Source organism: Bacillota bacterium (assembly GCA_013178045.1).
Lineage (GTDB): Bacteria > Bacillota > Ch66 > Ch66 > Ch66 > Ch66.
The window spans coordinates 1-24,740 of sequence record JABLXP010000025.1; the positions used below are offsets into that span (position 1 = coordinate 1).

A 24,740-nucleotide genomic window follows, 5' to 3' on the forward strand; every position below is an offset into this window, starting at 1 on the left:
AAAAAGAAGTAAGTGGCCTGGTCAAAAAAGCGATGGAACGTGCACAGAAAGCATTCTATGGAGTCGGTATGGAAACATTGAGAAACGTTACGGCAAAAAACATAGGAAAGGTAACCCCATTGTTTAGGATATTGCGTTCCATCCAGCATGGGGGCTTGATTACGCAATAAAATGGCTGTCAAGGGCCGTCAGAGACGGGGAGCGAAGCGACCTTGCCCTTGACAGCTCAGAAAAAACACCCTATTGCTAAACGGGCGGGCAAAGCCTGACCGCCTGCCTCCCGGCGAGGGCGGGGGTGCGGGGGCGGCGCCCCCGCTAATCCAAAGAGGGGAATTTTTTAATTATAAAAAATCCTATAACAAGTTGACACCGTCCTTAAAACAACAAGTTATTGAATAATCCTATAACCTGGGGTTATAATATATATAAATATAATAAATGGGAAAGGGCCTACCCACCAGAGGCCCTAACGGTTAATTGGCGTTTTTCGTTTTTGTTTACGCCTTTTTCTTTGTCTTAAACCCTATAGGAAAGGGTTTATTTTTAGCTCTAATGATTTCGCTTCTCCAGTGCTTAAAAGAACAAACGCAATTGGGATATGTTACTTGGTTGTCAATAGTTACAAATACGTTCTTGACTCATATTATATCCTCCTACCAGGTTGTGAAAAATTTCTTGCCCCGGAAAGAAGATATACATAAAATGCAGGTAGGTTATCTTCTAAGGCCATAGCTACAACCTGGCAAAAGCTATGGGCCGTGGCAAGACTATGTTGGTGAAACCCAAAACGTTTTTCTTTCTTTAAACAATCTTCTCGGCTATTACTCCTTTTACCCTTTTCCCTAAACTATTTACCATTTTATTTAAAGAAATGTCCATAGCAAGTTATTACCTGCTTAGAATTGCCTCCCTATCCAATTATCTCCCACTATGTGTAAATGACTAAGTATTATTCTTTAGCCATTATTTTTAGGGGAGAACTCAATTTTTAAAGTAGTTGTAAATAATTGAATTAACTCTTTTTGTTTATCTTCATTTATAACATGATTTTGTTGCAAGTACCTAAAGATACCTGCCATCAATGGCGGCAAATCAAAAATTAGATTTGTTTGAGGGGCCAAAATCTGTTGCGACGCTGGCGTATTGGTGATATGTGTAGGTACCTCAGCTTCTTTTTCGTTGCTAGAACTCTTTCTGACATCTTTTTTAGGTAGCAATTGCTTTTTTTGTTTGATAATTTGGGGTTCCCCTTCCAAGATTTTAGCCTCTTTACAAAGAGAAAGAAACAAAGTAACCATACGGCTTCGCTGAGAAGCAGGTTCAAATGGCCTAAAGGCATCATTTAACTCAATATCATTGGTATTAGTCGGGTCAACGACTTTAAAAATGCTTTCGTAGGCCGATCGTATCACGTTTGCTAATTCGGAGGGGTATTCATGTTGGTTAGCTCTATGCAAGCTTTTAAAAACATCAGTTGGTATTCCGTCATCATGTATTAATCCAAGGAATTGCAATGTTGCAATTGTTCTGTGAGCCCCTTGTTCTGAAATCCCTATTTGTGACAGAAACTGGGGGTTGATAATGTCAGGTAGTCCCCTGTCTCTGATACGGCGAATAACTGCAATTACATTACTAGGCGAGGCATACGGCATATAATTTTCTTCTGTACGCGGCATATACATCCTCCTTTTGTATCTTTTATTTGATATTATATCATTCGTAACTCTCTTGTCAAGCACAAATATTTTGTACGCGATATTTTGTTATGGCATTTTGTATCTAACGAAACCCCTTATATAATAAATAAATATAATAAGCTTAATAAGCTTTGGAATTAAAAATTATAAGGAGGAGAACGAAATGCAGATTAGAACAGCTCCTATAAAAGGTGGATGGGGTGCGTATGCAGATGACCTTCGAATAGGTGTCCACGGGAAAACAGAGAAAGAAGCCCGAAACAAGCTAGAAGAAGCTATTAAGAAAAGATTTGAACTTTTGAGAGAGTGGGAGAAAGAATACGGGCAGAAAAAAGATCAGACTCATTAATAAAAAAAAGGTGCGGAATTAGTTGCATTTTGAGATGTTATCCTTATTTACCTCATGATAATTGTAGCAATTCTTGTGGTGTGGCATGCACAGACTTATGACTATAAATGTTCCAAGTGTGGTCATATCTTTGGAGTTATTGTAGGAATTTGCTGGTCTACAATTTCCGCCTAAAATAAATACCTGAGATGTCCTGCTTGTGGGAAAAGATCCTGGTGCACTGAAGTAAAAGGGAAGAGGACTTAAGCAACTTAACAGGACTTCACTCTGCCCCATCAAATTATATCACCGAGCCGGGACTACCTGGCCGGCCTACATTGCGGCAGGATTAATTCCTTGCTGTGTAACATTCTAAAGCAAAAGGTCAATCCGGGGGACCATTCCTAGTGTCTACGTGTTATTCACTTATCCATTTTGCTCCTAGTCAGGACAGGTCGGGGTTTTTGGCTATCATTGGTTTTAAGGAGGGCTCTATTCCTATGCCCTCTTCTTCCAATCCCTTACTACCCTGAACCAACTCCACGACGTTGAGGCCCAACTCACCCAGACCACTGATCCGCAGGAGCAGTGACGGTTGCATAAAGAAGAAACCCAGGTGTAGATGGATTATTTGATTGGGCATACTATCATTGGTGATAATAATGGGCCGAGTAATTAGAGTCTGTCGTTGTGGAGATGAATATGCTCATGAAGAGCTTGAATCTCCCGAATGCCCAAGTTGTGGTCGAATCGGCAAACTAAAAGATAAACAGCTTCATCATTGCGAGAACTGTGTCCTTGTGGATCGATGTCCACCAGAGCGTAAAGAGGGCGTGATTAAGCATGGTGTGTGTATGCACTATAAGCGGCCGGATCCGGTGAGGTATTGAAAATATAAGGAAGAAGAATAACCCTGGCCACCGAGCCAGGGTTTGTTATTGCCCAGTAATTTGGCGTGCGTGATGTACAGGAGGAGAATATGAGAAGAAACCTCGGTGTGAGCTAGGGTTTGTTTTGGACAAAAACTTGTTGCCCGGTTGTCGCCAGAATTTCTGAAAATAGCGTAAAAAATGGACTTAATAAAAACATTTGACGGGGTCCAAAAACCCCGTCATTCCTTGATTTTATTGACTTTCTTTGGCAGGGGCGGCAGGACTTGAACTCGCAACCAACAGATTTGGAGAACGCCACTATACCAAGCGAGTAAGAACGGCTGAAACTCCTTGATTCTCAAGGCTTCCCAGCCTTGTCAAAATGGCCTTTCGTCAGGAACCAACGGATTCGTCTAAGACCCAACGGTCTCACATCATATTCGACACCCAACTTCAGACTCCTGCTGGTTCAGCCCAATAATTTTAGCCCACCTGACAGGTGAAACCCGGCGCCAGCAGATACTGGGTGGCGAACCACCAGAGTTCGGAGGCAAAGGGCAGATGATGGCGTGTCCAAACCACGTAGACGGGCAGGTCGTAAACATGTTTGTCCAGAACCAGGAGGCGATAGGCCTGGTAGAGCGGATCTGTATCGGCCAAGATTCAGTCTATGCCAGGTTTGTAAGGGCAAAAAAGAGATGACCTGTGTCTGCAAGGGTGGGCAAGGACGACGCCCTCGGTAGCTATATCCTCCGGCAGGTGGCAGGCGGCAGAGTCCCGCGTTTTGTTTCGGCCGGTCGCATAAGGCACCCATTGGTGGAGGCCTAGGTGCAGGGCGAGCTCACTCAGTCAGTCCCAGCAGTCGGTTCTCAAGAACTCCAGGTCAAAGGCCAGCGTAGAGGTCTTCATGCATTTCCATGGTGTCAGCCGGGGTGGCATAGTTGAAGATGGAGCAGAGACCTGGTAGGCAATCCACTGGAGAAGGGCGGACAGGGTGCGATGCCGGTGTCGCGGTAGCGGCGCTGTATGATGGCATAACCGTCGTGGAGCATCTCGGGCTGCGGGGCGATAGGGCATCATCTCCACGGTGTTATAGTTTAGGCTGCTGATACAGCCAGGGTCGACTCACAGTAGTCCTGGAAGTTCCAATGGACGATGGTTGCGCCGAGACCTGTCAACTCGTCTATGTAGCGCCTATTACTATCTGGTCACATATGAGCCAATTCTTCAAGTGCAAGCCGGTACCGCTCAATAATCTCTCTGGCTAACCCAGTATCATGCCTGGCTAATAGTTGTTTTATAACCGCCTCAATTACCTTTATCATTTCTGCAGGCGGTAGTTTAAGGAGGTTCTCCACAAGCATTTCATATGTCATAAAGATTGTCTCCTTATTTTTTAATCCTCAGGTGATTTATATCAATCTTAGCTTGCTTTTCCGTAAATACTGCGCCCGGCACCGAAATAGCTATCATATATGTGCTGGTATACCTGAATACATTTCTGTTCAAATATTTCAGGAGTGTATGCGCGCGGTAGTCCCCGGTCGAGATAATCCTGTATAGTAATCAAAACTGCCGCCCGGGTTTGCTGGCGTTTTCGCCAATCGAGGACCAGTTTCTCCTTCTTCAGGGTTTCTAAAAGCTCTCTAACTACTTTCTTTACCTGAGTCTTCTCTTTATTAGTTAGCTTCAGTTCGGGTTTGGTGAGAATATCAAACATCGCCAACTCTTCCTCGGTAAGCTGTTCTGCTATACCTCGTTTTTCTTCCTCAGTGAGTTCTTTAGTAAAGTTCAGAAGCTTTTGATACAGGATATCAATATTATAAGCTCCGCTGTTATATTCATCGATCATCTTCTGGTACCTTTCGGCAAAATCAATCCTGCTTTTGTTCAAGTGTACAAGCATGTTTAGTTTGGCGCTGATCATTCCTTTCAGCTTTTCGACTTCCGTATGCTTCCGGGATTTATCAAAGTGCCTCCGCAACGCCTCAAAATCAATCTGGCTCAGGTCAACTTTCGTGCTGTAACCGGCAGGGTCTTCGTGTATTATATATCCTTCAGCGGCAATAGACCGGTCAAGTACCTTCTCAATGTCAGCCATTACTTCTGATATGTCGGTGGGGGGCGTTAACGCCCGGATCTTGTCAGCAATACAGGTGAAAAGGTTCTTATGATCGGCAAATTCAAATGCTTTGGGCTCCGGTAAGATTGCTTTGTAAAGCTTGCTAACGTTCCCTGCCAAAAACAGGAACTTCTTCTTGGTCTCGTCGTTCACCACCAGGCATTCAACAGCATCGTCCAGCAGACGAACAAGTTCAAAATCTCTGGCCTTTAAGAGCCGGCCTACGTCAATGCCTTTTTCATTACAGAAAGCAGTTGTTTCGGCAATAGCTTTTTTAAGTTCATCGATTAGTGCTGCCTTGTCTTTCACCGGCGTATCAACTGAGCCGCCCGCTGCAGGGGTGGCATAGATGGCAAGGGCTTTTTGGAGGTTGCGGAACACACCAATATAGTCGACGATGGTGCCGCAGGTTTTGTCCTTGAATACCCGGTTCGCCCTGGCGATAGTCTGCATCAGGGTATGGTTCTTCATGGGCTTATCCAGATAAATTGTATTGACAGCAGGAGCATCAAAACCCGTCAGCCACATAGCACAAACAAACACAATTCTGAAAGGGTCATTGGGGTCCTTAAACTTGGTATCCAAGTCTTCGGTTACCATGCGTTTGCGGTGGGGCAGGATATCCAGCCCCTTTTTCTGAAAGTCTTCAACCTCGTTCTGGCTGGAAGATACGACCGCAGCCATATCGGTTTCCTTCATGTAGTCCAGTTTCTTTCTTATTTCGGCAGTTTCTTTAGGTTCGCATTTGGCAAGCTGCTTCTGCAGTTTATCCATGTACTTCTGCCAGTATTTCTGAACCTTGTCATACATCTTGACAGCAGTAAATCTGTCAATACTAACTACCATTGCCTTGCCCATCTCGCCCCGGTTCATAAAATGCTTGACGATATCCTCGGCAATGATCTCCAGCCGGTCGTCACGGGTAATCAGGTGATATTCCCTGGCAAACTCGCGTTCTAGCTTCTTTTCCTGTTCTTCACTGAGGTCGGCGTCATCAATGATGTTCTGAATGTCATCGTTTAGGTTTTCGTTGATAAGCTGCAATTCCGGAATACGGTTCTCATAATAGAGGGGGACAGTGGCTCTATCCTCAATGGACTGGCGGAAGTTATAGATGGAAACATAATCCCCGAACACTTCCCTGGTTTTTTCCTCGCCGGCCATCAGAGGGGTCCCAGTAAAGGCGATGAAGGAGGCATTCGGCATAGCAGATCGCATATTGGCGGCAAGGGTATCATACTGGCTGCGGTGGGCTTCATCCACCAGCACTATGATATCGTCCCGGTCGGTTATCTTGGGGTACTTACCATTGTCTTCGCTTTTGAACTTCTGGATAAGGGTGAATACCATGCGGTGATTCTCAGTTAACAGCTCTTTTAAGTGCTTACCGCTTTCTGCCTGGACCTTTTCCTCAATGACAGCTCCAGCGGAGGCAAAGTTCTTGTAGATCTGATCATCTAGGTCCTCTCGGTCAGTGACGATTACAAAAGTCCAGTTGCCGGGTATTTTGCGCAGGATCTTCTGGCAGAAGAAAAGCATGGAATATGACTTGCCCGAACCCTGGGTGTGCCAGAACACCCCCAGGCGGCCTTTGTTTTCCCGTATCTTTTTCACTGCTTCGATGGCGTTGTTGACCCCTAGGTACTGGTGGTTCTTGGCTACCAGTTTGACCAGAGACCCGCCGGCATCACTGAAAAGGGTAAAGTTTTCCACGATGTCCAAAAGTTTGGCCTTAGCACAGGTTCCGCGAAGCATAGTTTCCAGGGAGACAACGCCTTCCTCGCCTTCGCTGTTGATTTTCTTCCATTCGGCAAAGTGCTCCCAGGACGCGCTCATACTGCCGATGCGGCTCTGGCTGCCGTTGGACAGGATGATAAAGCCGTTGTACCAGAACAACTGGGGGATGGTATTTTTATAGTCCCGCAGGTTGTCGTAGTAGGCGTGTTCCAACCGGCGGGCAGTGGATTTGAGCTCGATAAAAACAAGGGGGATACCGTTGACAAAGCCGACAAGGTCGGCGCGGCGCTTGTAGATTTCGCCGGATATCCAGAGCTGAGACGCCAGCAGGAAGTGGTTGTTCTTCGGACAGTTCCAGTCGATGACCTTCACTACCTCATCGGTTTCTTCACCATCGGCGTTCTTATATGTAACCTTGACCCCGTCCTTGAGGAGTTTGTAAACCTCCCGGTTGGCCTGGACGGGGCTTAAACTGCTGCGGTCTTTAACGATTTCCTCGATGGCCAGGTTGACAGCCTCGCTGTCCATGCCGGAATTGAGCTTCTCCAGGGCATTACGGAGATACCGGGTCAGCACCACTTCGGAAGTAGCCTCCCGGCCAAGGGTCCCCGCGGCTCCCAGGGTTTCATAAAAACAATTGACGGTTTCCCAGCCGAGCTGGGCAAACAGGTGGATGGCCGGCTGCTCAATCAGCGCATCTTCACCGTACTGGCTCATTTAATCACCTCCTACGTCTATATCCAGGTTTTCTACATCCAGTTCGCCGGAGATAAGCCTAGGCAATAGCAGGTCGCGGGTGCGGTGGAGGATGGTGTTTTTCTTCCTGAGTTTCCAAGTTAGCCTAAAAATAGGTTCTACACAGTCTATATATATTCTCATAAGGCTGATGGGTGGTATCGGTATGAACATCCCATTAACAAAATCTTTGTTTGTATGAGGTATTGCAGAACCAGTATTGTTGTCAGATATAATCTTATAATTAACTTGTAAGAATTGATATAAATAATATGAGTTTAGATTGCCTTTGATAGTAATTTTAGCAAGTGTTGAACCTACAGCCCCATAATGCCCAATACTTACGTATCCTGAACTCGCTCCATCCATAACCATGATGCAATCTGTTTCATATGCTACAAGTATTTTCTTGTCGTCTGTATATACATAGTGATAATTCTTTAACCCATCTATAAGTAGATATGGAATGAAGCCATCACATTGTTCTTCTATCACGTTCTTTGCCTTTTTGCCCTTTTGAAATTCAATGATTTCTCCAAGCTTTACTACCTCCCACCCCTCCGGTATCGGCCCCAACACCGAATCCACCATCCTGACCTTCTCGTGGCCCGGGAACCTGAACTTCACAAACCACTCCCGGTAAATGAGCTGCGCCATTTCCTCCAAGATTTTGATGCGGTGGGTGTTATTTTCAATCAGGTCGTCGTAGGCGGAGAGAATGGCGGCGATATTGCGTTGAGTAGGTAGGGGATGATAAGGTATCTTGACTTGCCTTAATTCACTCTGCTTAATACCAAGTACAGTTGTGCCTGTTGCTCTTTGCATCAGTCCGTTCTGCACATACGGTGACCTAAGAGCATAAAAATAATAAGTTTGGTCAATAATATTCGGATTACCTCGCAACAGTATAACCCTCTGAGCAAGTGCAACTTTTTCCGGTGTCCTTAAACGTGCAACTTCACCAAGAGGAGCTTCTGTTGTAATAAGTATGTCCCACTGTTTCGGAAGCCCCCTTGTCATCCACTTATCATATTCTTCTTCACTTATATATTCGTGGTTTCCATCTATAATAAATCCATCTTTTATCACTTTCGCAGTTATAAGCTTTATTCCATTATCAGTTTTTTTAGGTGTTTTACCCCTATAGTCGATCAAGGTTTCAGAGACTTCATCAATTGATTTGGTAATCATAAAAATAACCCCTTATTGTAAATAATTAAATCAATATCTTCCCCACATTCTCCCTTATCCTCTCCTCCAGCTCCGCTGCCTCGGCGTTTAGCTGCTCTAGTTCCTCGTTCAACTCCTGCAGACGTTCCATGAAGTCATAGTCTTCTTCGTCCTTCTGGGCAACCCCCACATACCTGCCGGGGTTAAGGCTCCAGCCCTGGGCCTCGATTTCCTCGATGGTAGCCACCTTGCACAGGCCGGGGATATCTACATATTTACCTTCCAGGAAATGCTCTTTCAGCATTTCCTCAGAACCGTTCATGGTTTCCACCGGCTCGCCCCGGTACAGCCGCACGATATTGGCGATAAATTCAATCTGCTCCGGCGTAAACTCTCTGTGGACCCTGTCCACCTGGCGGTAGATGTTCCGCGCGTCGATGAACAGCACCTTGTTCCCGCGGTCGCTCTGCCGCTTGCCCTTATCAAAGAACCAAAGGGTGCAGGGCAGGGTAACGGTATAGAAGAAATTCGGCCCTACGGCGATCATCACATCGACGACTTTGTCCAGTATAAGCTTCTTTCGTATCTCCAGCTCCGAACCCCTGGCGTCGCTGGCGGAGTTGGCCATGACGAAACCAGCCCGCCCCTTATCATTCAGGGCGCTGTAAAACTCCTGAATCCAGATGTAGTTGGCGTTATCGACCGTAGGCAGGCCGAAGGGATACCTGGAATCGTCTTTAATCTTCTCTTTGTCCACACCGTCAACGTTGAACGGGGGATTGGCCATCACAAAGTCAAAGCGGCCGATGCAGTTGTGCACATTTTCGTAATAAGTGTTGGCCTGCCTTATGTCGCCAGAGAGGCCATGCACCGCCAGGTTCATTTTGCACAGCCGTACCGTTTCGGCTACCTTCTCCTGGCCGTAGATGGATATTTCACTGCTTGGATTTTTCTTATGGTTCTGAACAAACCGGGCCGACTGGACGAACATACCACCAGACCCGCAGGCCGGGTCCAGGATCCGGCCCTGGTAAGGCTCAATTACCTCGACAATGAGCTTGACGATCGAGGTGGGCGTGTAGAATTCGCCACCCCGCTGTCCTTCCGAACGGGCAAACTCACCAAGGAAGTACTCGTATACATTGCCGAATACATCCCCTTCGACGTCCATGGGAATTTCGGAGAATATCTTCAACAGCGCGATAAGCGTATCTTTATCCAGCCGGGTATAGGTTTTTGGCAGGACGTCTTTCAAATCTTCATTTTCCGCTTCTATGGCTTTCATGGCCTCGTTGACAGCCTTGCCGATATTCTCGGCTTCCGGTAGTTGCAGGAGATAATTGTACCTGGCGTGTTCGGGGAGGTAAAGGACCCCCAGGGCTTGATAATCGGCTTTACCGATGATACGTCTGGAGCTTACTGCCCGCGCCTTTTCTGCCAGTTCCTTTTCTGCTACACTGAATCTCTGGTCGGCAAACCTCAAAAAGATAAGGCCCAGGACAGGCACAGAGTACTCCGAAGCTTTCAACTTCGAGTTGGCTCGCAACTGGTCGGCGGCATTCCAGAGCCGCTTCTCTATCTCGTTATTAATCGATGGCATTGAATAACACCCCAAACATTTCTGGTCTGTATATTCCATACTTATGGTAATGATTTGGATATTTTAGGTATTTCGCCAAAAACAGTGCAAATCCTCCCACCATAGTTTGCTATCTCCCATATCACCAGCTTAAAAAGCCCATCCATGCTGCGGTCACCAGAGTTAAATGGCACTCGCAGCGTCCAAGCAGCTCCTATTGTTCCATCGGATTAGTGAGTAAAGAGGACTATACCATCGAGGGACGCACCTTAAAGCTTAGCTTCGCCCGGGGACGGCAGCCATATCCTTTGTCGGATGGTCATATGATCCACGTTGGCCTCGGATGGTATCTCACCAACACCTACAACGTCACCTTAACCGGGCGGCCATCCCTGTCCCTTGACACCACCAGGGGCTACGAGATCTGGTACAGCTGCTCGTTCACTCGTTCGGCGGCCCGTACTTCCTGCCCAAGGAAGTGGGGGGAGAAGCATCAGCCGCGAAACCATACCCAACATGGACACAGGCAACTACTACTTGTCATGACGGGCATCGACGCCCAGAGCAACCGCTTGCTGCGAAGCAACGAAGTTATAATAAGCATGTAAGTGCGCCTCAACAAAATACCCAGCCTAAAAACAAGGCTGGGTGTTGATGTATTCATACTATTCTCAATCCAGTTTACGGCTGGCCCGCTTGTCCATTGTGAACAGCGCCTGCACCGGGCTGGCCTTGTCGTGTACTGTCTTGAGATCGTCCAGGCAGATGTTGACATAGCGCTTGGTCATGGTCAGATCAGTGTGTCCCAGCATTCGCTGGACACTGAAAGCGTCGGCACCATGCCGCAGGAATTCAATAGCCGCAGTATGGCGTAAACAGTAAGGAGAAGACCGCACTCCGGCCTGCTCGCTGTACTTCTTAAACTGCTTGCTCCACCACCAGGAAGTCAGAGGGTTGCCCTGTTCGCTGGCAAACAGGGGCACCTTTTCGCTCCACCAGGTCGGTCGGACCTTCAGGAGACGGGCCAGGGCAGCTGCCGTGGTAGGGGAGAAGGGAAGGGTGCGGCCGATTCGCGTCTTGGCCACACCGGGACGGATGTAGATCTCCCTGGCTTCCAGGTTGACGTCGCCAGGCAGAAGCTGGCACATCTCACCCGGCCTGATGCCTGTATCGAGTTGCAGGAGGATCATGCAGTAGTCCCGCAGGCCGGTGTACTTCGACCGGTCAGGCTGCCGCAGGAGCTGCTTAACTTCTTCAAGGCTGAGATGGCGGACGGTACCGTCATCCCTGGACTTCTTGATGCCAGTACAGGGATTGTCCGGCAGGTAGCTGTTGTCAACACACCAGCGAAAGAAAATCTTCAGATTACTCAGGCGGATATTGCGTGTGGCCGGCGCGACGGGTTCAGCGAGGTAGGCCAGCACGGCGCGGCGCAGGGCCTCGTAGTCGGCGAACTCCACATGGCAACGGCTGAAGAAGCGGGTGATATGGTCTTCATAATCATCCAGCGTTCGCCAGGCCAGCCCTTCGGCTCGCTTCTGCAGGATGAACTCAGTTAGAACGTCTTGCCAGGTTGTCCACTTGCGAGACATGCGATGAGGCGGCCGTGTTGCGCCGCCAGAAGTTTTGCGGGGCATAAAATAAACCTCCCATCCTTCGTAGGTCCAGACGATGGCCGTGTCCTGATGGTGCATCTTTCTACCCCTGGAGGTACAGCCTCGCCCAAAATCAGCAACCAACGGACTCTTTTGGACCCTTTAGAACCAGGAGGCCTTGATTTTACTTAATGGCAGGGGCGGCAGGACTTGAACCCGCAACCAACGGATTTGGAGTCCGCTACTCTACCAATTGAGCTACACCCCTGCATTTAACTATTGTGCAAAAAACATTATATATAAACCTATCGCAAAAGTCAACCACCAAAACTCTACCTTCATTTTCCACTTATAGGAGGAAAATGCTCGCCCGATGTCAAATAATACCTATCATGCAAATGAGGGAGAGTGGGAGCTATGGGTAACCCGGTAAAAGTTGAAGTAATGACTATTTCCGTCAAAGATGACTCGCGTTGGCATGGCATGTACCGGGCCAGTGAGCAGCAGAAGTTTGAACTTCAGGTTAAATTCCCCCAGGGCCAGACTACCTATGTGTATGCCCCATATCTGGAGGCCCGGTGGGAAGAGATTGAAGTTGCCCCGGAGATTAGGAAATGGGAACTACAAGTCAAAAGCAAGACAAAACAACCGCTGATCGTTACTTTAAATATTATAGTTTAACCACCACTCCAAAGACTAGAGTCGCAATATTTTACGATTCTGAAAGGGAACCGGCGATGGTAACGGTTCCCTTTTAAATATGTTTTTTCACAGGAAGAAAAGGTATTTTCATTTCTGGCCACGAATAATTTATAATTTATAATGACTACAATAAACTAAGCGAAGGCAGACTACTGATTCCCCCAGATTGCTCTTTTCTTATGCTTAACGTGCGCGGTCTGCTAGCCAAAGGAGTGTTAACATGTCGGTCGACCTCCATATTCACACCAGTGCTTCTGATGGGACCACTCCGCCTAGTAAGCTAATTGAGGAGGCAAATCAGGCGGGATTAAGCTGCATCAGCTTAACTGATCACGAAAGCATTGAAGGTATAATTGAAATTCAGGGACTGGCTCAAGCAAAAAATATCAAATTGATACCTGGCGTGGAACTTCTGGCTGGTTACGCTGACCGTGAGATTCACTTGCTTGGGTATTACATTGACATTAACTCACCGATCCTGAACAACCGGCTTAAAGAACTGCGTGAAGAACGTAACGCAATTGCCATGGATATTGTGGAAAAACTTCGTCGCCATGGTTTTAACATCAATTTTGAACGAGTGCAGGGAATCGCCCAGGACAATGTGGCGATTGGTAAAAATCATATTTTACATGCGATCTACGAAGCGGGGTATATTAACTCCCAAGACGAGATGATCGAGATCCTGCGCAAATATTTGACCCGCAATGGTTTAGCTTATGTTGAGTTTACCCAACACTCTTTTGGAGAAGCGGTTGAACTTATCCTGCAGTGTGACGGCATTCCTGTTTTAGCTCATCCAGGTTTAATTCGTGACGACCAAATCGTTCTCGAACTGCTAAAATACCCGGTGGAAGGGATTGAAGTCTATTACTATTACTTTGGTAACAAACGCGATGAATGGATTCGTCGTTATGAGCAACTGGCCCAAGAACGCAAACTGTTAATGACGGGCGGGAGCGACTACCACGGCCAGTTTGCGCCAGTAAAACTTGGAGAAATGCATATCCCCGAGCGAGTTGTCACCACATTGACTGAACACTGGATGGCCCGCCACCAACAGTCTACAGTCAAACACAACGTGGCCCGTTAGATATAAATTCTAAAACCAAATAGAGGAGGAAGAAACCAATGAGGAAAGTCGCGGTGCTGATGGGTGGCCGCTCAACTGAAAGAGAAGTTTCTTTGAGATCAGGGGAATCCGTCTATTTGGCTTTATTAGCCAAAGGGTATGATGCGATCAAGATTGATGTTAACGACAATGTCGTTGACCATCTGAAAGAGATTAAACCCGAAGTTGTTTTTATCGCACTCCACGGGAAATATGGTGAGGATGGAACAATACAGGGGCTGTTAGAACTGCTGGGCATTCCGTTCACTGGCTCAGGAGTTTTGAGCAGCGCTATATGTATGAATAAAATCTATACGAAAAAAATCCTTACCTACGAGGGTATATCGACCGCGAAATTCCGGGTTATTACCACCCGAGACATTCGGGACCGGGGTATCCCGGCAGCAGCCAGCGCGATAATGGCTGACATCGGCCTGCCGGTGGTCGTCAAACCAGCTACCCAGGGGTCAACCATTGGGATCCAGTTTGTTAAGGAAGAAAGCCGATTAGCCCAGGCTATTACTGAAGCTTTAAAATACGACTCGGACTTACTGGTCGAGCAAATGATTCAGGGAGTTGAGGTTACTGCTTCCATTATCGGTGATGATCCCCCATTAGCCTTGCCGCTAATTGAGATTGTCTCCACCACTGGCGTCTATGATTACGAATCCAAGTACACGGTGGGTATGAGTGAGCACATCATTCCGCCGCGTCTGTCCGAAGCAGTCCAGCAGAAAGTCAAGGATTTAGCTATCCGTACCTTTCAAACGCTTGGCTGTCAGGGATATGCCAGGATTGACTTCATGGTCGATACCGCCGGTACCCCTTATGTACTTGAAGCCAATACCGCACCCGGCATGACATCAACCAGCCTGTTCCCAGATGCTGCCCGGGCAGCCGGGATCGAGTTTCCTGAATTAGTGGAAATTCTGGTCGAAAACGCCTTAAAAAAATAGGCTATAATCAATAACTATTGAGGCTCAGCCTGGTTTCAGGTTGGGCTTATTTGTTGAGAAGATTTTATTTTTTCTAGGAGGAAATCGATTCACAACCCAGAATAACTAAAGTGCTTAACGTTTTTTTACAATTCCGACACTGAAAGGAGATTTTCTTTCATGCCTGCAGCTAACCTTGTCGATATCCAAGCCAAGGTCGAAAATAATGAACGACTAAATCGCGATGAAGCCTTGCGCTTGTTTGCCAGCAATGATCTGCACTTTTTAGGGGAACTGGCCAGGTTGATCAAGCAGCGCAAAACTGGTCGTTACGTTTACTTCAATGTCAATCGACACATTAATCTAACCAATATCTGTGTTTCTCGATGTAAATTTTGCGCTTTTGGGGTGGACCGTGATGCTCCACAAGCATATACCATGTCCCTGGAGGAGGTTTTACGCGTCGCGGAAGAATCAATTCCTCAAGGAGTGACTGAACTGCATATTGTTAGTGCACTCCACCCAGATCTGCCTTTTGAATATTATCTGGAGATTATTCAAGAACTGCACCGACGCTGGCCCCAAGTGCATTTGCAGGCTTTTACAGCCGTGGAGATTGACTATTTTGCGAAAATTAGCGGGCTATCCATTGAACAAGTTTTAGTTAAGCTCAAGGAGGCCGGCCTTGGCTCTATGCCCGGTGGGGGAGCAGAGATCCTCAGCCCCCGGGTTCGCCAATTGACATGTCCCAGGAAAGCCAGCACTGAACGCTGGCTGGAAGTAATGCGGACCGCTCACGGCCTGGGCGTGCGCACAAATGCCACCATGCTTTACGGACACATTGAAACTATCGAAGAAAGAGTTGACCACCTGCTCAGATTGCGCGAGTTACAGGATGAAACTGGAGGATTTCAGTCATTTATTCCTCTCGCTTTTCACCCTGAGAACACTGCTCTCGCTGATGTCCCTAGAACCACGGCTTTTGATGACTTGAAGGTGATCACCATTTCCCGGCTGTTGCTGGATAACTTCGACCATGTTAAGGCCTTCTGGATTATGCTGGGGGTTCCATTGGCCCAGCTCTCCCTTGAATTCGGGGTCGACGATCTTGATGGAACGGTGGTGGAGGAAAAAATTACTCACGCCGCCGGGGCCAAGACCGCGCCGGGTATCACCAAATCCGAATTGATTCGCTTAATTCGTGAGGCCGGTTACATCCCTGTAGAGCGGGACACCGTTTATAATGTCCTGCAAATATACGATCAGGAGGAAAAACAATGCGTCCCCGTGTAGGTCATATTCAATTTCTTAATTCTTTGCCTCTGTATTACGGGCTGGTTAAAAACGACGTTCTACTTGATGTCGACCTGGTAAAAGGGACCCCGACTGAACTAAATCGTTACTTGCTAGAAGGTTCACTTGATATCAGCTCGATTTCTTCAATTGAATACGCCCGGCACCACGAGGAGCTAATTTTGATGCCAAACATTTCAGTAAGTGCTGACGGTGAAGTCAAAAGCATATACCTTTTCAGTAAAGTGCCCATCGAACAACTTGACGGGCAGCCCGTGGCCTTAACCAGCACTTCGGCTACTAGTCAAGCATTACTACAGATTATCATGCGTGATAAGTATGGAATTAAACCCCGTTATTTTGTCAGTCCACCCGAACTTGGTTCCATGCTGTTAGAGGCTGAAGCCGCACTATTGATTGGGGATCATGCGATGCGTGCCGCCTATCAGCTTAAGGAACGGCTTTTTGTGTATGATCTTGGTCTAGAGTGGAAAACTTTAACGGGACTAGGTATGGTTTTCGCGGTTTGGGCGATTAGAAAAGAATTTGCCACTGCTCAGCCAGACCTGGCCAGAGAAGTCTATCATGCTTTCTTTAAGTCAATGGACTACAGCTTGCGCAATATTACTGCGGTTGCCGAGAATGCAGCCCGTTGGGAACCGTTTGCAATGGAATATCTATGCGATTATTTTCAGACCCTGCGATTTTCTTTCGGCCCCAATCTCCAGGCTGGTTTGTTAGAATACTACCGGCGAGCGCAAACCCTTGGTATTCTGAAGACCGTGCCTGAAATCAAGTTTCTGGAGGTCTAGTATGACACACACTGAAGAAATTATCGAGCAGACGTTGGAAGGACACCGGTTAAGTGAAGATGAAGCGCTATATCTTTTTGCGGAAGGCGACCTGCTCGACCTTGGCCGGGCGGCCAATGAAATAGCAAACCGTCTGCATCCCGAAAATATCGCGACCTTTATCATTGATCGCAACATTAACTATACCAATGTTTGTGTGAGCCGGTGCAAGTTCTGTGCCTTTTATCGAGAACGCTTTCACCCTGAGGCTTATTTGTTGACGCAAAAAGAAATCTTTGAGAAAATTGAAGAAACACTGGCCCTTGGCGGAACACAGATTATGCTCCAGGGCGGGTTGCACCCGGACCTGGACCTGGAATATTTTGAAGAGCTTTTAGCCAGCATCAAATCCCGCTACCAGATCGAGATCCATTCTTTCTCGCCGCCGGAAATTTTTCATCTGGCTGATCAATCTAACTTGCCTATCCGTAAAGTGCTGCAGCGGCTCCAGGCCGCGGGGCTAGATTCACTGCCAGGCGGCGGGGCAGAAATTCTCGTTGATGGGGTGCGTCAGGTAATAAGTCCTCACAAGATTACTGCCAATCAGTGGTTGGAGGTAATGGAAACGGCGCACCAGTTAGGGATGTCCACCACGGCCACGATGATGCTGGGGTCAGTGGAAACTCCTGCCGACCGAATCGCTCACCTGAGCAAGCTGCGGGCTTTACAAGACCGTACCGGTGGTTTTCGGGCATTTATTCCGTGGACTTTTCAACCAGGCCATACAGAGCTAGGTGGTCAACACACCTCCAGTATAGACTATTTGCGGACACTGGCCATCGCCCGTCTGTTCCTGGACAATTTTCCTCACATCCAGGGCTCGTGGGTCACTCAAGGACCCAGGATTGGTCAGTTGACTCTTTTGTTTGGGGGTGATGATCTGGGCAGTATCATGATTGAAGAGAACGTGGTGCGCTCCACCGGCGTCTCCTATAAAATATCTAAGGAAGAAATGATTCGGCTGATCCGGGCTACGGGAAAAATTCCGGCCCAGCGTGATACCCGCTACCAGATCATCCAGGTTTTCGACCAGGAGGTTGAGTAATTTTGCTCCCGTCTAGACAAATACCAAAGGTCAACCTGGGCCTGATCGGCGGTTCTGGTACCTACTCATTAAGGCTGACCGAAACGACGGCAGAAGATCAGATCGAAATTTTGGGCGAGCAACTGGTCTATGACACACCGTACGGGCAAAGTCCACCTTTTCAATGGTTTCGCTTGAAAAATAAGCCGGAGCGGATGGTGCTGACCTGCCGGATGCATGGCTGGCGTGCGGGAGTAACGCGTGCACAGGCTTCACAGCAGGTCTTCTGGGTTTTTCGCGAGGCTGGCGTAAAAAAAGTCCTTGCGGAAGGTGGAGTAGGGGCTGCCAATCACCTCTTGAAGCCACGGGACCTGGTTATTCCCCACGACTATATCGATTTTTCCCTCCGGCGCGATGTCGGACTGGAGGGTCATTACCTGCTGGTCATGCGACAGGCTCTCTGCCCGTCTTTACGTGAAACTCTGGTTCGTGTGGCTGAGGTCAATCCCCTTAAAAGAGTCTTTGATCGCGGTATCTATGTGGTGACTGATGGACGACACTTTGAAAGCCCGGCCGAAGTCAATGTTATTCGCCAGTGGCAGGGAGATATTATTGGTCAGAGCCTTTGTCCCGAAGTCTATCTCGCCCGGGAGATCGGTGCTTGTTACGCTGGCCTTTACGTGGTGGTTAATTACGCTGAGGGCGTGGTACGGGACTGGGAGCACCAGGAACTGAGAGACATCTTTTACGAAGATGCCCCGAAAATTTGGCAAATCATCCTGAAGGCTTTGGAAGAAATCAGTCTCGACCAGGATTGCGGCTGTGCCGACCTGCGCAAGCCAACGCTGCTGAAAGATACATATTTGATCTAATCGTCGATAATTCTCCTTCCTCTAGAGAGAGGGGATGAAAGGCGAAGAAAGGATGAGTGATTGTGAGGGGTCTAAGCAACGCCAGATTTGTGGCGGCCATCATCCTGATTATTCTGGTCATTGTTGTGGCCTTAACCGCCCAGATCTACATCGACTGGCTGTGGTTTTCTTCTTTAGGGCTGCAGTCTGTATTTCTGACCACCTGGGTTTCCAAGATCAGCCTGCGGTCAGCTATCGGTGGATTGTTCTTTTTAATGTTCTTCATCAACCTGCTGTTTACACGGAAGTCAGTCACCAGCATCACTTATACTGATGCCGGTCAAAAAATTATTCGTTTACAGCAGCCAAGGTGGGAAAGATTTCTCGAGGGCAAAGGTCTCGTTTTGTTCTACCTGGTCGCCAGTTTTTTTCTGGCCTGGCTGTTTAGTGCTATCGGTTCAGATAAGTGGATCGTCATCCAGCAGTATCTGAAGGCGACCCCGTTCGGGGTAACCGACCCGCTGTTTGGCCGGGATGTTGGTTTTTATGTGTTTATTCTGCCGTTTTATCAATTTGTCTATAACTTCCTGATGGCCGGCCTGGTTATTTCCGCGGTCGCGGCGGGAATTGTCTACTTAATTGCCAGTCCGGTGGCTTTTTTCCGGAATCCTCTGGCTGAGTTTTCGCGCCCCAAAGTGCATCTATCTGTGCTGGTCGCTCTGTTTTTTGCTTTGAAAGCCTGGGGCTACCGGTTGGATACATATGAATTACTGTATTCGCCCAGCGGGGTTGTTTATGGCGCTGGTTATACCGATATTCATGCCAAACTTTTTTCCCTCGAAGTATTGTCCGTCGTCGCCCTGCTCTGTGCCGTGATTATCATCATCAACCTGTTCATCCGCCGCCTCAAATGGGTCGGCATCAGCATTGGCCTGCTTTTATTGACATCCCTGGCCATTGGCGTTATCTATCCGGGGATGGTGCAAAAATTTGTGGTTGAGCCCAATGAGTTTGAAAAAGAGCAGCCGTTCATCAACTACAACATTCAATTCACGAAGCAGGCCTATAACCTGGACAAGATTGAAAAACAAAATTTCCCGGCGGACAACAACCTGACCTGGGCCGATATCCAGAAAAACAGCGATACAGTCAAGAATGTCCGCCTCTGGGACTGGCAGCCGTTAAAACAGACGTATGCTCAACTGCAAGAAATGCGGCTGTATTACACCTTCAAGGACCTTGACGTCGACCGTTACCATATTGATGGCCGCTACCGGCAGGTGGTCCTGGCCCCGCGGGAACTGATTCAGGGACAATTGCCCGACCGCGCCCAGACCTGGGTTAACCAGCGTTTAAAATACACCCATGGTTACGGAGTCAGCATGAGCCCAGTCAACGAGGTTACTCCAGAGGGTTTGCCGAAATTTTTTATCCAGGATATCCCGCCGCAGTCAAGGGTCGATCTGGTGGTTAAGCGTCCAGAAATCTACTACGGCGAGGCAACTGACGAGTATGTCATTGTTAACACCAAAACCCAAGAGTTTGACTACCCGCTTGGTGAAGAAAATGTCTACACCACTTACCAGGGCACCGGTGGCGTCAAGATCTCGTCTGTTTTCCGCCGGGTGCTGTTTGCCTTCGGCCTGGGGGACTACAAGCTGCTCTTGGCTAATGACCTGACCCTGGAGAGTCGGGTCTTGCTCAACCGTAATATTCACCAGAGCGTACGGAAGGTTGCGCCGTTTCTTTGCTACGACCGGGACCCCTACCTGGTGATCGGTAGTGACGGCAAACTGTACTGGATTCAGGACGCTTACACAGTGACCGATAAGTACCCATACTCCGAACCGACCGAGGGCTGGGGCAACTACGTCCGAAATTCAGTCAAGGTAGTTATTGATGCTTACAATGGTTCGATGACCTTTTACATTACCGATAAATACGATCCGCTCATCACTACTTATGCCAAGATCCTGCCGTCGCTATTTGTGCCCTTGGAGAAAATGCCGGCTGACCTGAAACAGCACATCCGATATCCGGAGGACCTGTTTGGAGTGCAGGCACGGATGTTTGCCACCTATCACATGGAGGATTCGCGTGTCTTCTATAATAAAGAGGATAAGTGGGCAATTCCCCAGGAACTTTTTGGCGATAAGAAAGAAACCATGGAACCGTATTACACAATTATGAAACTACCTGGAGAAAATAAGCCTGAATTTTTATTAATGTTGCCCTTTACCCCAACCAATAAGGAAAACATGGTGGCCTGGCTCTGCGCCCGGTCCGATGGCGAGAAATACGGACAATTGCTGCTCTACACCTTCCCGAAGCAGAAACTTGTCTACGGGCCGATGCAGATCGAAGCCCGGATCGATCAGGACTCTGTGATCTCCCAGCAGCTAACCCTATGGAACCAGCGCGGTTCGAAAACGTTCCGGGGCAACCTGTTAGTAATCCCCATTGAAAAATCGCTGCTTTACATTGAGCCACTTTATCTGCAGGCCGAGCAGAGCAAGATGCCTGAACTGCGTCGGGTAATCGTGGTCTACGGGGAACAGGTGGTGATGGAGCCCACCCTGGATGCGGCCTTGCAACGCATCTTTAATCCCAGTGGTTACAGCCGGCCAGCAGAGACAGAACTTTCTCCCGAACCAGGCCCGCTGCCTATCGCCCAGTTGATTCAGAAAGCCAACGAGCTCTTCCAGGAAGCGCAGAAAAAACTTCGCGACGGCGACTGGGGCGGCTATGGGGCCACCCTCAAGGACCTGGAACGGGTCTTAATCGAGATGTCTCAACAGATAAAGCCCCCTGGGGAATCCAAAGGCAAAGCGGTGACACCACAAAAATCAGGCAGTTAAAAGTAAAAGAAAGCAGATATTAATGGGGCTTAGGCGAGGAGGGATAACGAATGGGTAAAATGTTCGGCGGTCGAGAAATTACGAAAATCGTTTGCCTGGGCGACAGCATTACCTGGGGGTTCCCGTTTGGCCCTGATTACTCATGGGTTCGGTTGGTGGCCGAACGCTCCGGCCTGACGCTGATCAATCAAGGCATCAATGGCGATACCACCGAGCAGATGTGGGAGCGCTTCCAGGAAGACGTGGTTGCCCTGGAGCCTTCACACGTGATCGTGCTCGGTGGGGCGAATGATATCATCATCCGGGAGTCCCGGGACCGGACAACGTATAACCTGGCCGGCATCTGCCAGGAAGCCATCAAAAACGGGATTACCCCGGTCCTCGGCCTGCCAACACCGATGGAATTTCATGAGTACGAGGCACGACTAAGTAAGCTACGGGATTGGATCCGCCAGTATGCCCGGGAAAATGGCCTGACGGTGATTGATTTTGACCGGGCTTTTCGGGACCCGGTCAGCGGGACGATCCGTTTGGATCTGTTGCTGGATGGTGGCCATCCGACGATCCAGGGCTACGCGGCCATGGCCGAAGTTGTCCCCCTGTAGCGTCCAGAGAAGGAGGAAATTTTTCGCATGCAGCCCATTCCAATTACCGATAAAATCAAACTGATCCCCGGCAAGAACAACGCCTCTTTTCCTTATGCCAACTGTCTCTTGATCGAAGACGAGGTCCGGGTACTGATCGATACTGGAGCGGGAAAAGAGCAGCTTCAGCTGGTTGAGCCTCATTCAATTAACTACATTATAAATTCGCACTGCCATTTTGATCACGTCGTGGGCAACCGTTTGTTCCCGCAGGCCAAGGTCTGGGCGCATGCCCTAGATGCTCCACCGATGCGGTCAGTAGAACATTTTATCGATCTATTAGGCTTTCGGGCCTGGCCAAAGCTGATGGGAACTAATGACAACTTACAGGTAACCAGGAAGGGAGAGGTTTTCTGGATCTCATTAGGCCATAACGCGGTCTTCCGCTATCAAACCTCACCTGTTCATTACGAGTTCAATGATGGACAGGTTTTTCATTGGGGAGAAGTGGAACTACAAATTGTCCATACACCTGGCCATACCCCTGGTCATTGCGCGTTTTATTTCCCTAAAGAAAAAATTGTTTTTTCTGGTGACATCGACGTGAGTGACTGGGGACCTTTTTATGGGAATCTACGGGCCAATTTGGATGATTTCATTATTTCTATCCAGAAAGTTATTTCTTTAAAACCAGCCCTTCTGCTGACCAGCCACCACGAGCCAGTTACTGCTGAGGTAGAGGCCAAATTGATCAAATACCTTAACCGTATCTATGAGCGGGAAGAGAAAATCTTGAAATTGTTAAAAAAACCAAGGACAATTAATGAGATTGCGGCCCAAAACATTTTCTATCGCCGCCATCTGGATGATCGATTTGTTTTCTGGGAAAAAATGATGATCTGTAAGCACCTTATGCGCCTGCAAAAGCAAAATAAAATTGTCCAAAGGGGCGAGTCATACCTGGCCATCAGCTAAACCTGTCGGACGCAGCATTACGACAGAGCCAGATTCTGACCTACACCTGCTCTATTCCTGTGATTTCGTTGGGCTGAAGGGGGCTAACCACCAGCACCTGTTCTTCTCCAGTGCCGACAGGCCAGCATTTTACCTCGACTTGCTTCAGGTTCTGGGCATCACTGTACCGGGCCGTCAGACCGGCTGCCGTTTCTAGCACCGGGTGTGGGATCGGCTCAACCGGATTGAGCGGGCGGACCAGGGTAGTAGGCCCAGGATGGCTGACGACCTTCAGCAAAATATCTCCAGCTTGTGCCAATTCCTTAACCTGCTCGTTTTCTTCACTTTTTCTTCCAATAATCAGCCAGCCGGGAAACTGGTCAAAATAAAAATGGCGACCTACCTTGAGTAACTCCAGGTCAGAACTCGTTGGTACAGATTTAATTGTTAACAAACGGCGCAATCGGTTCGCAAAACTCGGTACGGTCAGCAGACAACCGCCACCAGGTGATGGGTAATCCCTTAGGCCGTATTTTTTGGCGAGTTCTATCTGCGGCTTGCGTGACCGGCCGGAAATGTCCAGCAGGCGTGCCCGGTCAACCAAGCCTTTCTCCTCGGGAATGGTCAGTGGTAGTAATTTGGCGGAAAGAGGCCGCAGTATTAAACCGGGATAACCAGACAACTTTTCCACAATCCGCAGAGCATCGCGGTGCTGGGATTTAGGCCGCTGCTTGAGCACTTCGCCCGTGATCAGGAAATCGGCCTTGATTTCTTCCATATACTGACCGGCGCGCTGGAGCATCAATCCGTGGCAGTCTATGCATGGGTTAAGGTTTTTCCCATAACCATAGCGCGGGTTCTTTAAAACATCCATATAGACATCATTCAGGTCCAGTATCTGTAGGGGAATCTCCAGTTGCTCGGCTGCCCGATAAACAGGTGGTGCCGCCCCGAAAAACGGACTTTTAAAATTAACCCCAATCACCTCAATTCCTTGCTCTTGGATAACCTTAACCGCCAGTTGGCTGTCGAGGCCCCCGGAGAGCAGGGCAATTGCTGTTGTCATAGACCAACCTCCTCAGTAGCTCTGGTGTGACCTGTTCTTCGGTATAAACTGAGAGTCCGTGAGTGCGCAAGATGGCGGTGGTGACCCCATCACCGTTTTGCAGTTGATGAGAAAAAGTGCCGTCGTAGATACTGCCGTAGCCGCACGACGGGCTGCGCGCCTTGAGAATAGCTGTATCAGCCCCGTACAAGATGGCAATCTTGAGGGCTTCCTTGGCCCCGGCAACGAACGCGCTCGTCACGTCCCGACCTGCCGCATTCACCACCACCGCCTGTCCAGCCAGAACCGCTGCTCCGTCCCCACCCTGAATCTCGGCGGGTGGACGGGGTGTAGGCAATCCGCCCAGTTGTTCCGGACAAACCGGGATGGCCAATCCGCGCTGACAAAGCGGGATCAGTTCTGACTTGGCATTAGTTTGACCATCGTAGCGGGACCTAATTCCAAGCAGGCAAGCACTGACCAGAATCACCTTGTTTCCACCTCACTCTTAATTATACTAACAAATTATACTTGAAAGTTAACTGATTGGGCAAGCTATGCCTGGATATTGTCCGTGTCAAGATCTAGTAGGTATCTCCACAAAAATTTTTTCCGCTATGAGACCTCACCGTTCAAAACATCAGCATCAAGGCAGCGGCCTTGACAGCCACCCCACAGGTGGTCAAATATTGGCACC

22 protein-coding genes and 1 tRNA gene are annotated in these 24,740 nt (G+C 48.5%); 11 read left to right on the forward strand and 12 right to left on the reverse strand.

The genetic code is table 11. The features are described from left to right. Positions 1 to 956: 956 nt before the first annotated feature. Positions 957 to 1,676, reverse strand: coding sequence for a DUF5343 domain-containing protein (locus tag HPY81_09600; GenBank protein ID NPV27669.1), 720 nt, complete (start codon positions 1,674 to 1,676; stop codon positions 957 to 959). Positions 1,677 to 1,860: 184 nt separating this feature from the next. Between HPY81_09600 and HPY81_09605 the strand changes: the two genes are divergently transcribed. Further along, positions 1,861 to 2,046, forward strand: a complete 186-nt coding sequence (locus HPY81_09605) for a hypothetical protein (protein ID NPV27670.1) — start codon at positions 1,861 to 1,863, stop codon at positions 2,044 to 2,046. 424 nt (positions 2,047 to 2,470) lie between these two features. Here the strand turns inward: HPY81_09605 and HPY81_09610 are convergent, their stop codons facing one another. The 9 genes from HPY81_09610 to HPY81_09650 form a co-directional block, all read right to left on the reverse strand. Then, positions 2,471 to 2,668 carry a hypothetical protein gene (locus HPY81_09610; protein NPV27671.1) on the reverse strand — a complete coding sequence of 66 codons (198 nt, stop codon included), beginning with the start codon at positions 2,666 to 2,668 and terminating at the stop codon, positions 2,471 to 2,473. 712 nt (positions 2,669 to 3,380) lie between these two features. Continuing rightward, complete coding sequence (locus HPY81_09615) at positions 3,381 to 3,557, reverse strand: hypothetical protein (GenBank protein NPV27672.1); 177 nt, start codon at positions 3,555 to 3,557, stop codon at positions 3,381 to 3,383. A gap of 189 nt (positions 3,558 to 3,746) precedes the next feature. Continuing rightward, positions 3,747 to 3,974, reverse strand: a complete 228-nt coding sequence (locus tag HPY81_09620) for a hypothetical protein (GenBank protein ID NPV27673.1) — start codon at positions 3,972 to 3,974, stop codon at positions 3,747 to 3,749. A 131-nt stretch (positions 3,975 to 4,105) separates the two neighbouring features. After that, complete coding sequence (locus HPY81_09625; protein NPV27674.1) at positions 4,106 to 4,273, reverse strand: hypothetical protein; 168 nt, start codon at positions 4,271 to 4,273, stop codon at positions 4,106 to 4,108. Between the two features lie 47 nt (positions 4,274 to 4,320). After that, complete coding sequence (locus HPY81_09630; GenBank protein NPV27675.1) at positions 4,321 to 7,473, reverse strand: type I restriction endonuclease subunit R; 3,153 nt, start codon at positions 7,471 to 7,473, stop codon at positions 4,321 to 4,323. Continuing rightward, positions 7,474 to 8,682: a restriction endonuclease subunit S gene (locus HPY81_09635; GenBank protein NPV27676.1), complete on the reverse strand. Its 1,209-nt coding sequence runs from the start codon at positions 8,680 to 8,682 to the stop codon at positions 7,474 to 7,476. 25 nt (positions 8,683 to 8,707) lie between these two features. Further along, entirely contained in the window at positions 8,708 to 10,261 is a 1,554-nt protein-coding gene (locus tag HPY81_09640) for an SAM-dependent DNA methyltransferase (protein ID NPV27677.1), read from the reverse strand. 650 nt (positions 10,262 to 10,911) lie between these two features. Beyond that, positions 10,912 to 11,832: a tyrosine-type recombinase/integrase gene (locus HPY81_09645; protein ID NPV27678.1), complete on the reverse strand. Its 921-nt coding sequence runs from the start codon at positions 11,830 to 11,832 to the stop codon at positions 10,912 to 10,914. Positions 11,833 to 12,027: 195 nt separating this feature from the next. Continuing rightward, positions 12,028 to 12,103 (reverse strand) — tRNA-Trp (locus tag HPY81_09650). Between the two features lie 149 nt (positions 12,104 to 12,252). On the opposite strand from HPY81_09650, the gene HPY81_09655 reads away from it, so the two are divergent. The 10 genes from HPY81_09655 to HPY81_09700 all read left to right on the forward strand — a co-directional run bounded on the left by HPY81_09655 (position 12,253) and on the right by HPY81_09700 (position 23,019). Beyond that, entirely contained in the window at positions 12,253 to 12,516 is a 264-nt protein-coding gene (locus HPY81_09655) for a hypothetical protein (GenBank protein NPV27679.1), read from the forward strand. Between the two features lie 241 nt (positions 12,517 to 12,757). After that, the gene (locus HPY81_09660; protein ID NPV27680.1) at positions 12,758 to 13,630 is read left to right on the forward strand and encodes a PHP domain-containing protein; all 873 of its coding nucleotides are present in this window, start codon (positions 12,758 to 12,760) and stop codon (positions 13,628 to 13,630) included. Between the two features lie 38 nt (positions 13,631 to 13,668). Next, positions 13,669 to 14,604 carry a D-alanine--D-alanine ligase gene (locus HPY81_09665; GenBank protein ID NPV27681.1) on the forward strand — a complete coding sequence of 312 codons (936 nt, stop codon included), beginning with the start codon at positions 13,669 to 13,671 and terminating at the stop codon, positions 14,602 to 14,604. Between the two features lie 159 nt (positions 14,605 to 14,763). Then, a complete protein-coding gene (gene mqnE, locus HPY81_09670) occupies positions 14,764 to 15,876 on the forward strand; it encodes an aminofutalosine synthase MqnE (protein NPV27682.1) in 1,113 nt (370 codons plus the stop codon). Then, positions 15,861 to 16,688: a menaquinone biosynthesis protein gene (locus HPY81_09675; protein NPV27683.1), complete on the forward strand. Its 828-nt coding sequence runs from the start codon at positions 15,861 to 15,863 to the stop codon at positions 16,686 to 16,688. The genes mqnE and HPY81_09675 overlap by 16 nt, the downstream gene beginning before the upstream one ends. A gap of 1 nt (position 16,689) precedes the next feature. Further along, on the forward strand, positions 16,690 to 17,772 hold the full coding sequence (gene mqnC, locus HPY81_09680) for a dehypoxanthine futalosine cyclase (protein ID NPV27684.1): 1,083 nt from the start codon (positions 16,690 to 16,692) through the stop codon (positions 17,770 to 17,772). After that, the gene (locus tag HPY81_09685) at positions 17,772 to 18,623 is read left to right on the forward strand and encodes an MTAP family purine nucleoside phosphorylase (GenBank protein ID NPV27685.1); all 852 of its coding nucleotides are present in this window, start codon (positions 17,772 to 17,774) and stop codon (positions 18,621 to 18,623) included. The genes mqnC and HPY81_09685 overlap by 1 nt, the downstream gene beginning before the upstream one ends. A gap of 62 nt (positions 18,624 to 18,685) precedes the next feature. After that, positions 18,686 to 21,460: a UPF0182 family protein gene (locus tag HPY81_09690; protein NPV27686.1), complete on the forward strand. Its 2,775-nt coding sequence runs from the start codon at positions 18,686 to 18,688 to the stop codon at positions 21,458 to 21,460. A 59-nt stretch (positions 21,461 to 21,519) separates the two neighbouring features. Continuing rightward, positions 21,520 to 22,065, forward strand: coding sequence for a GDSL family lipase (locus tag HPY81_09695; GenBank protein ID NPV27687.1), 546 nt, complete (start codon positions 21,520 to 21,522; stop codon positions 22,063 to 22,065). Between the two features lie 27 nt (positions 22,066 to 22,092). Beyond that, positions 22,093 to 23,019 (forward strand): MBL fold metallo-hydrolase, encoded by a 927-nt coding sequence (locus tag HPY81_09700; GenBank protein ID NPV27688.1) that lies wholly within the window; start codon positions 22,093 to 22,095, stop codon positions 23,017 to 23,019. 40 nt (positions 23,020 to 23,059) lie between these two features. Here HPY81_09700 and HPY81_09705 read toward each other — a convergent pair whose 3' ends face one another. Then, on the reverse strand, positions 23,060 to 24,064 hold the full coding sequence (locus HPY81_09705; protein ID NPV27689.1) for a tRNA 4-thiouridine(8) synthase ThiI: 1,005 nt from the start codon (positions 24,062 to 24,064) through the stop codon (positions 23,060 to 23,062). Then, positions 24,009 to 24,533: a DUF523 domain-containing protein gene (locus HPY81_09710; protein ID NPV27690.1), complete on the reverse strand. Its 525-nt coding sequence runs from the start codon at positions 24,531 to 24,533 to the stop codon at positions 24,009 to 24,011. Before HPY81_09710 ends, HPY81_09705 begins: the two co-directional genes overlap by 56 nt. Positions 24,534 to 24,740 lie beyond the last annotated feature (207 nt).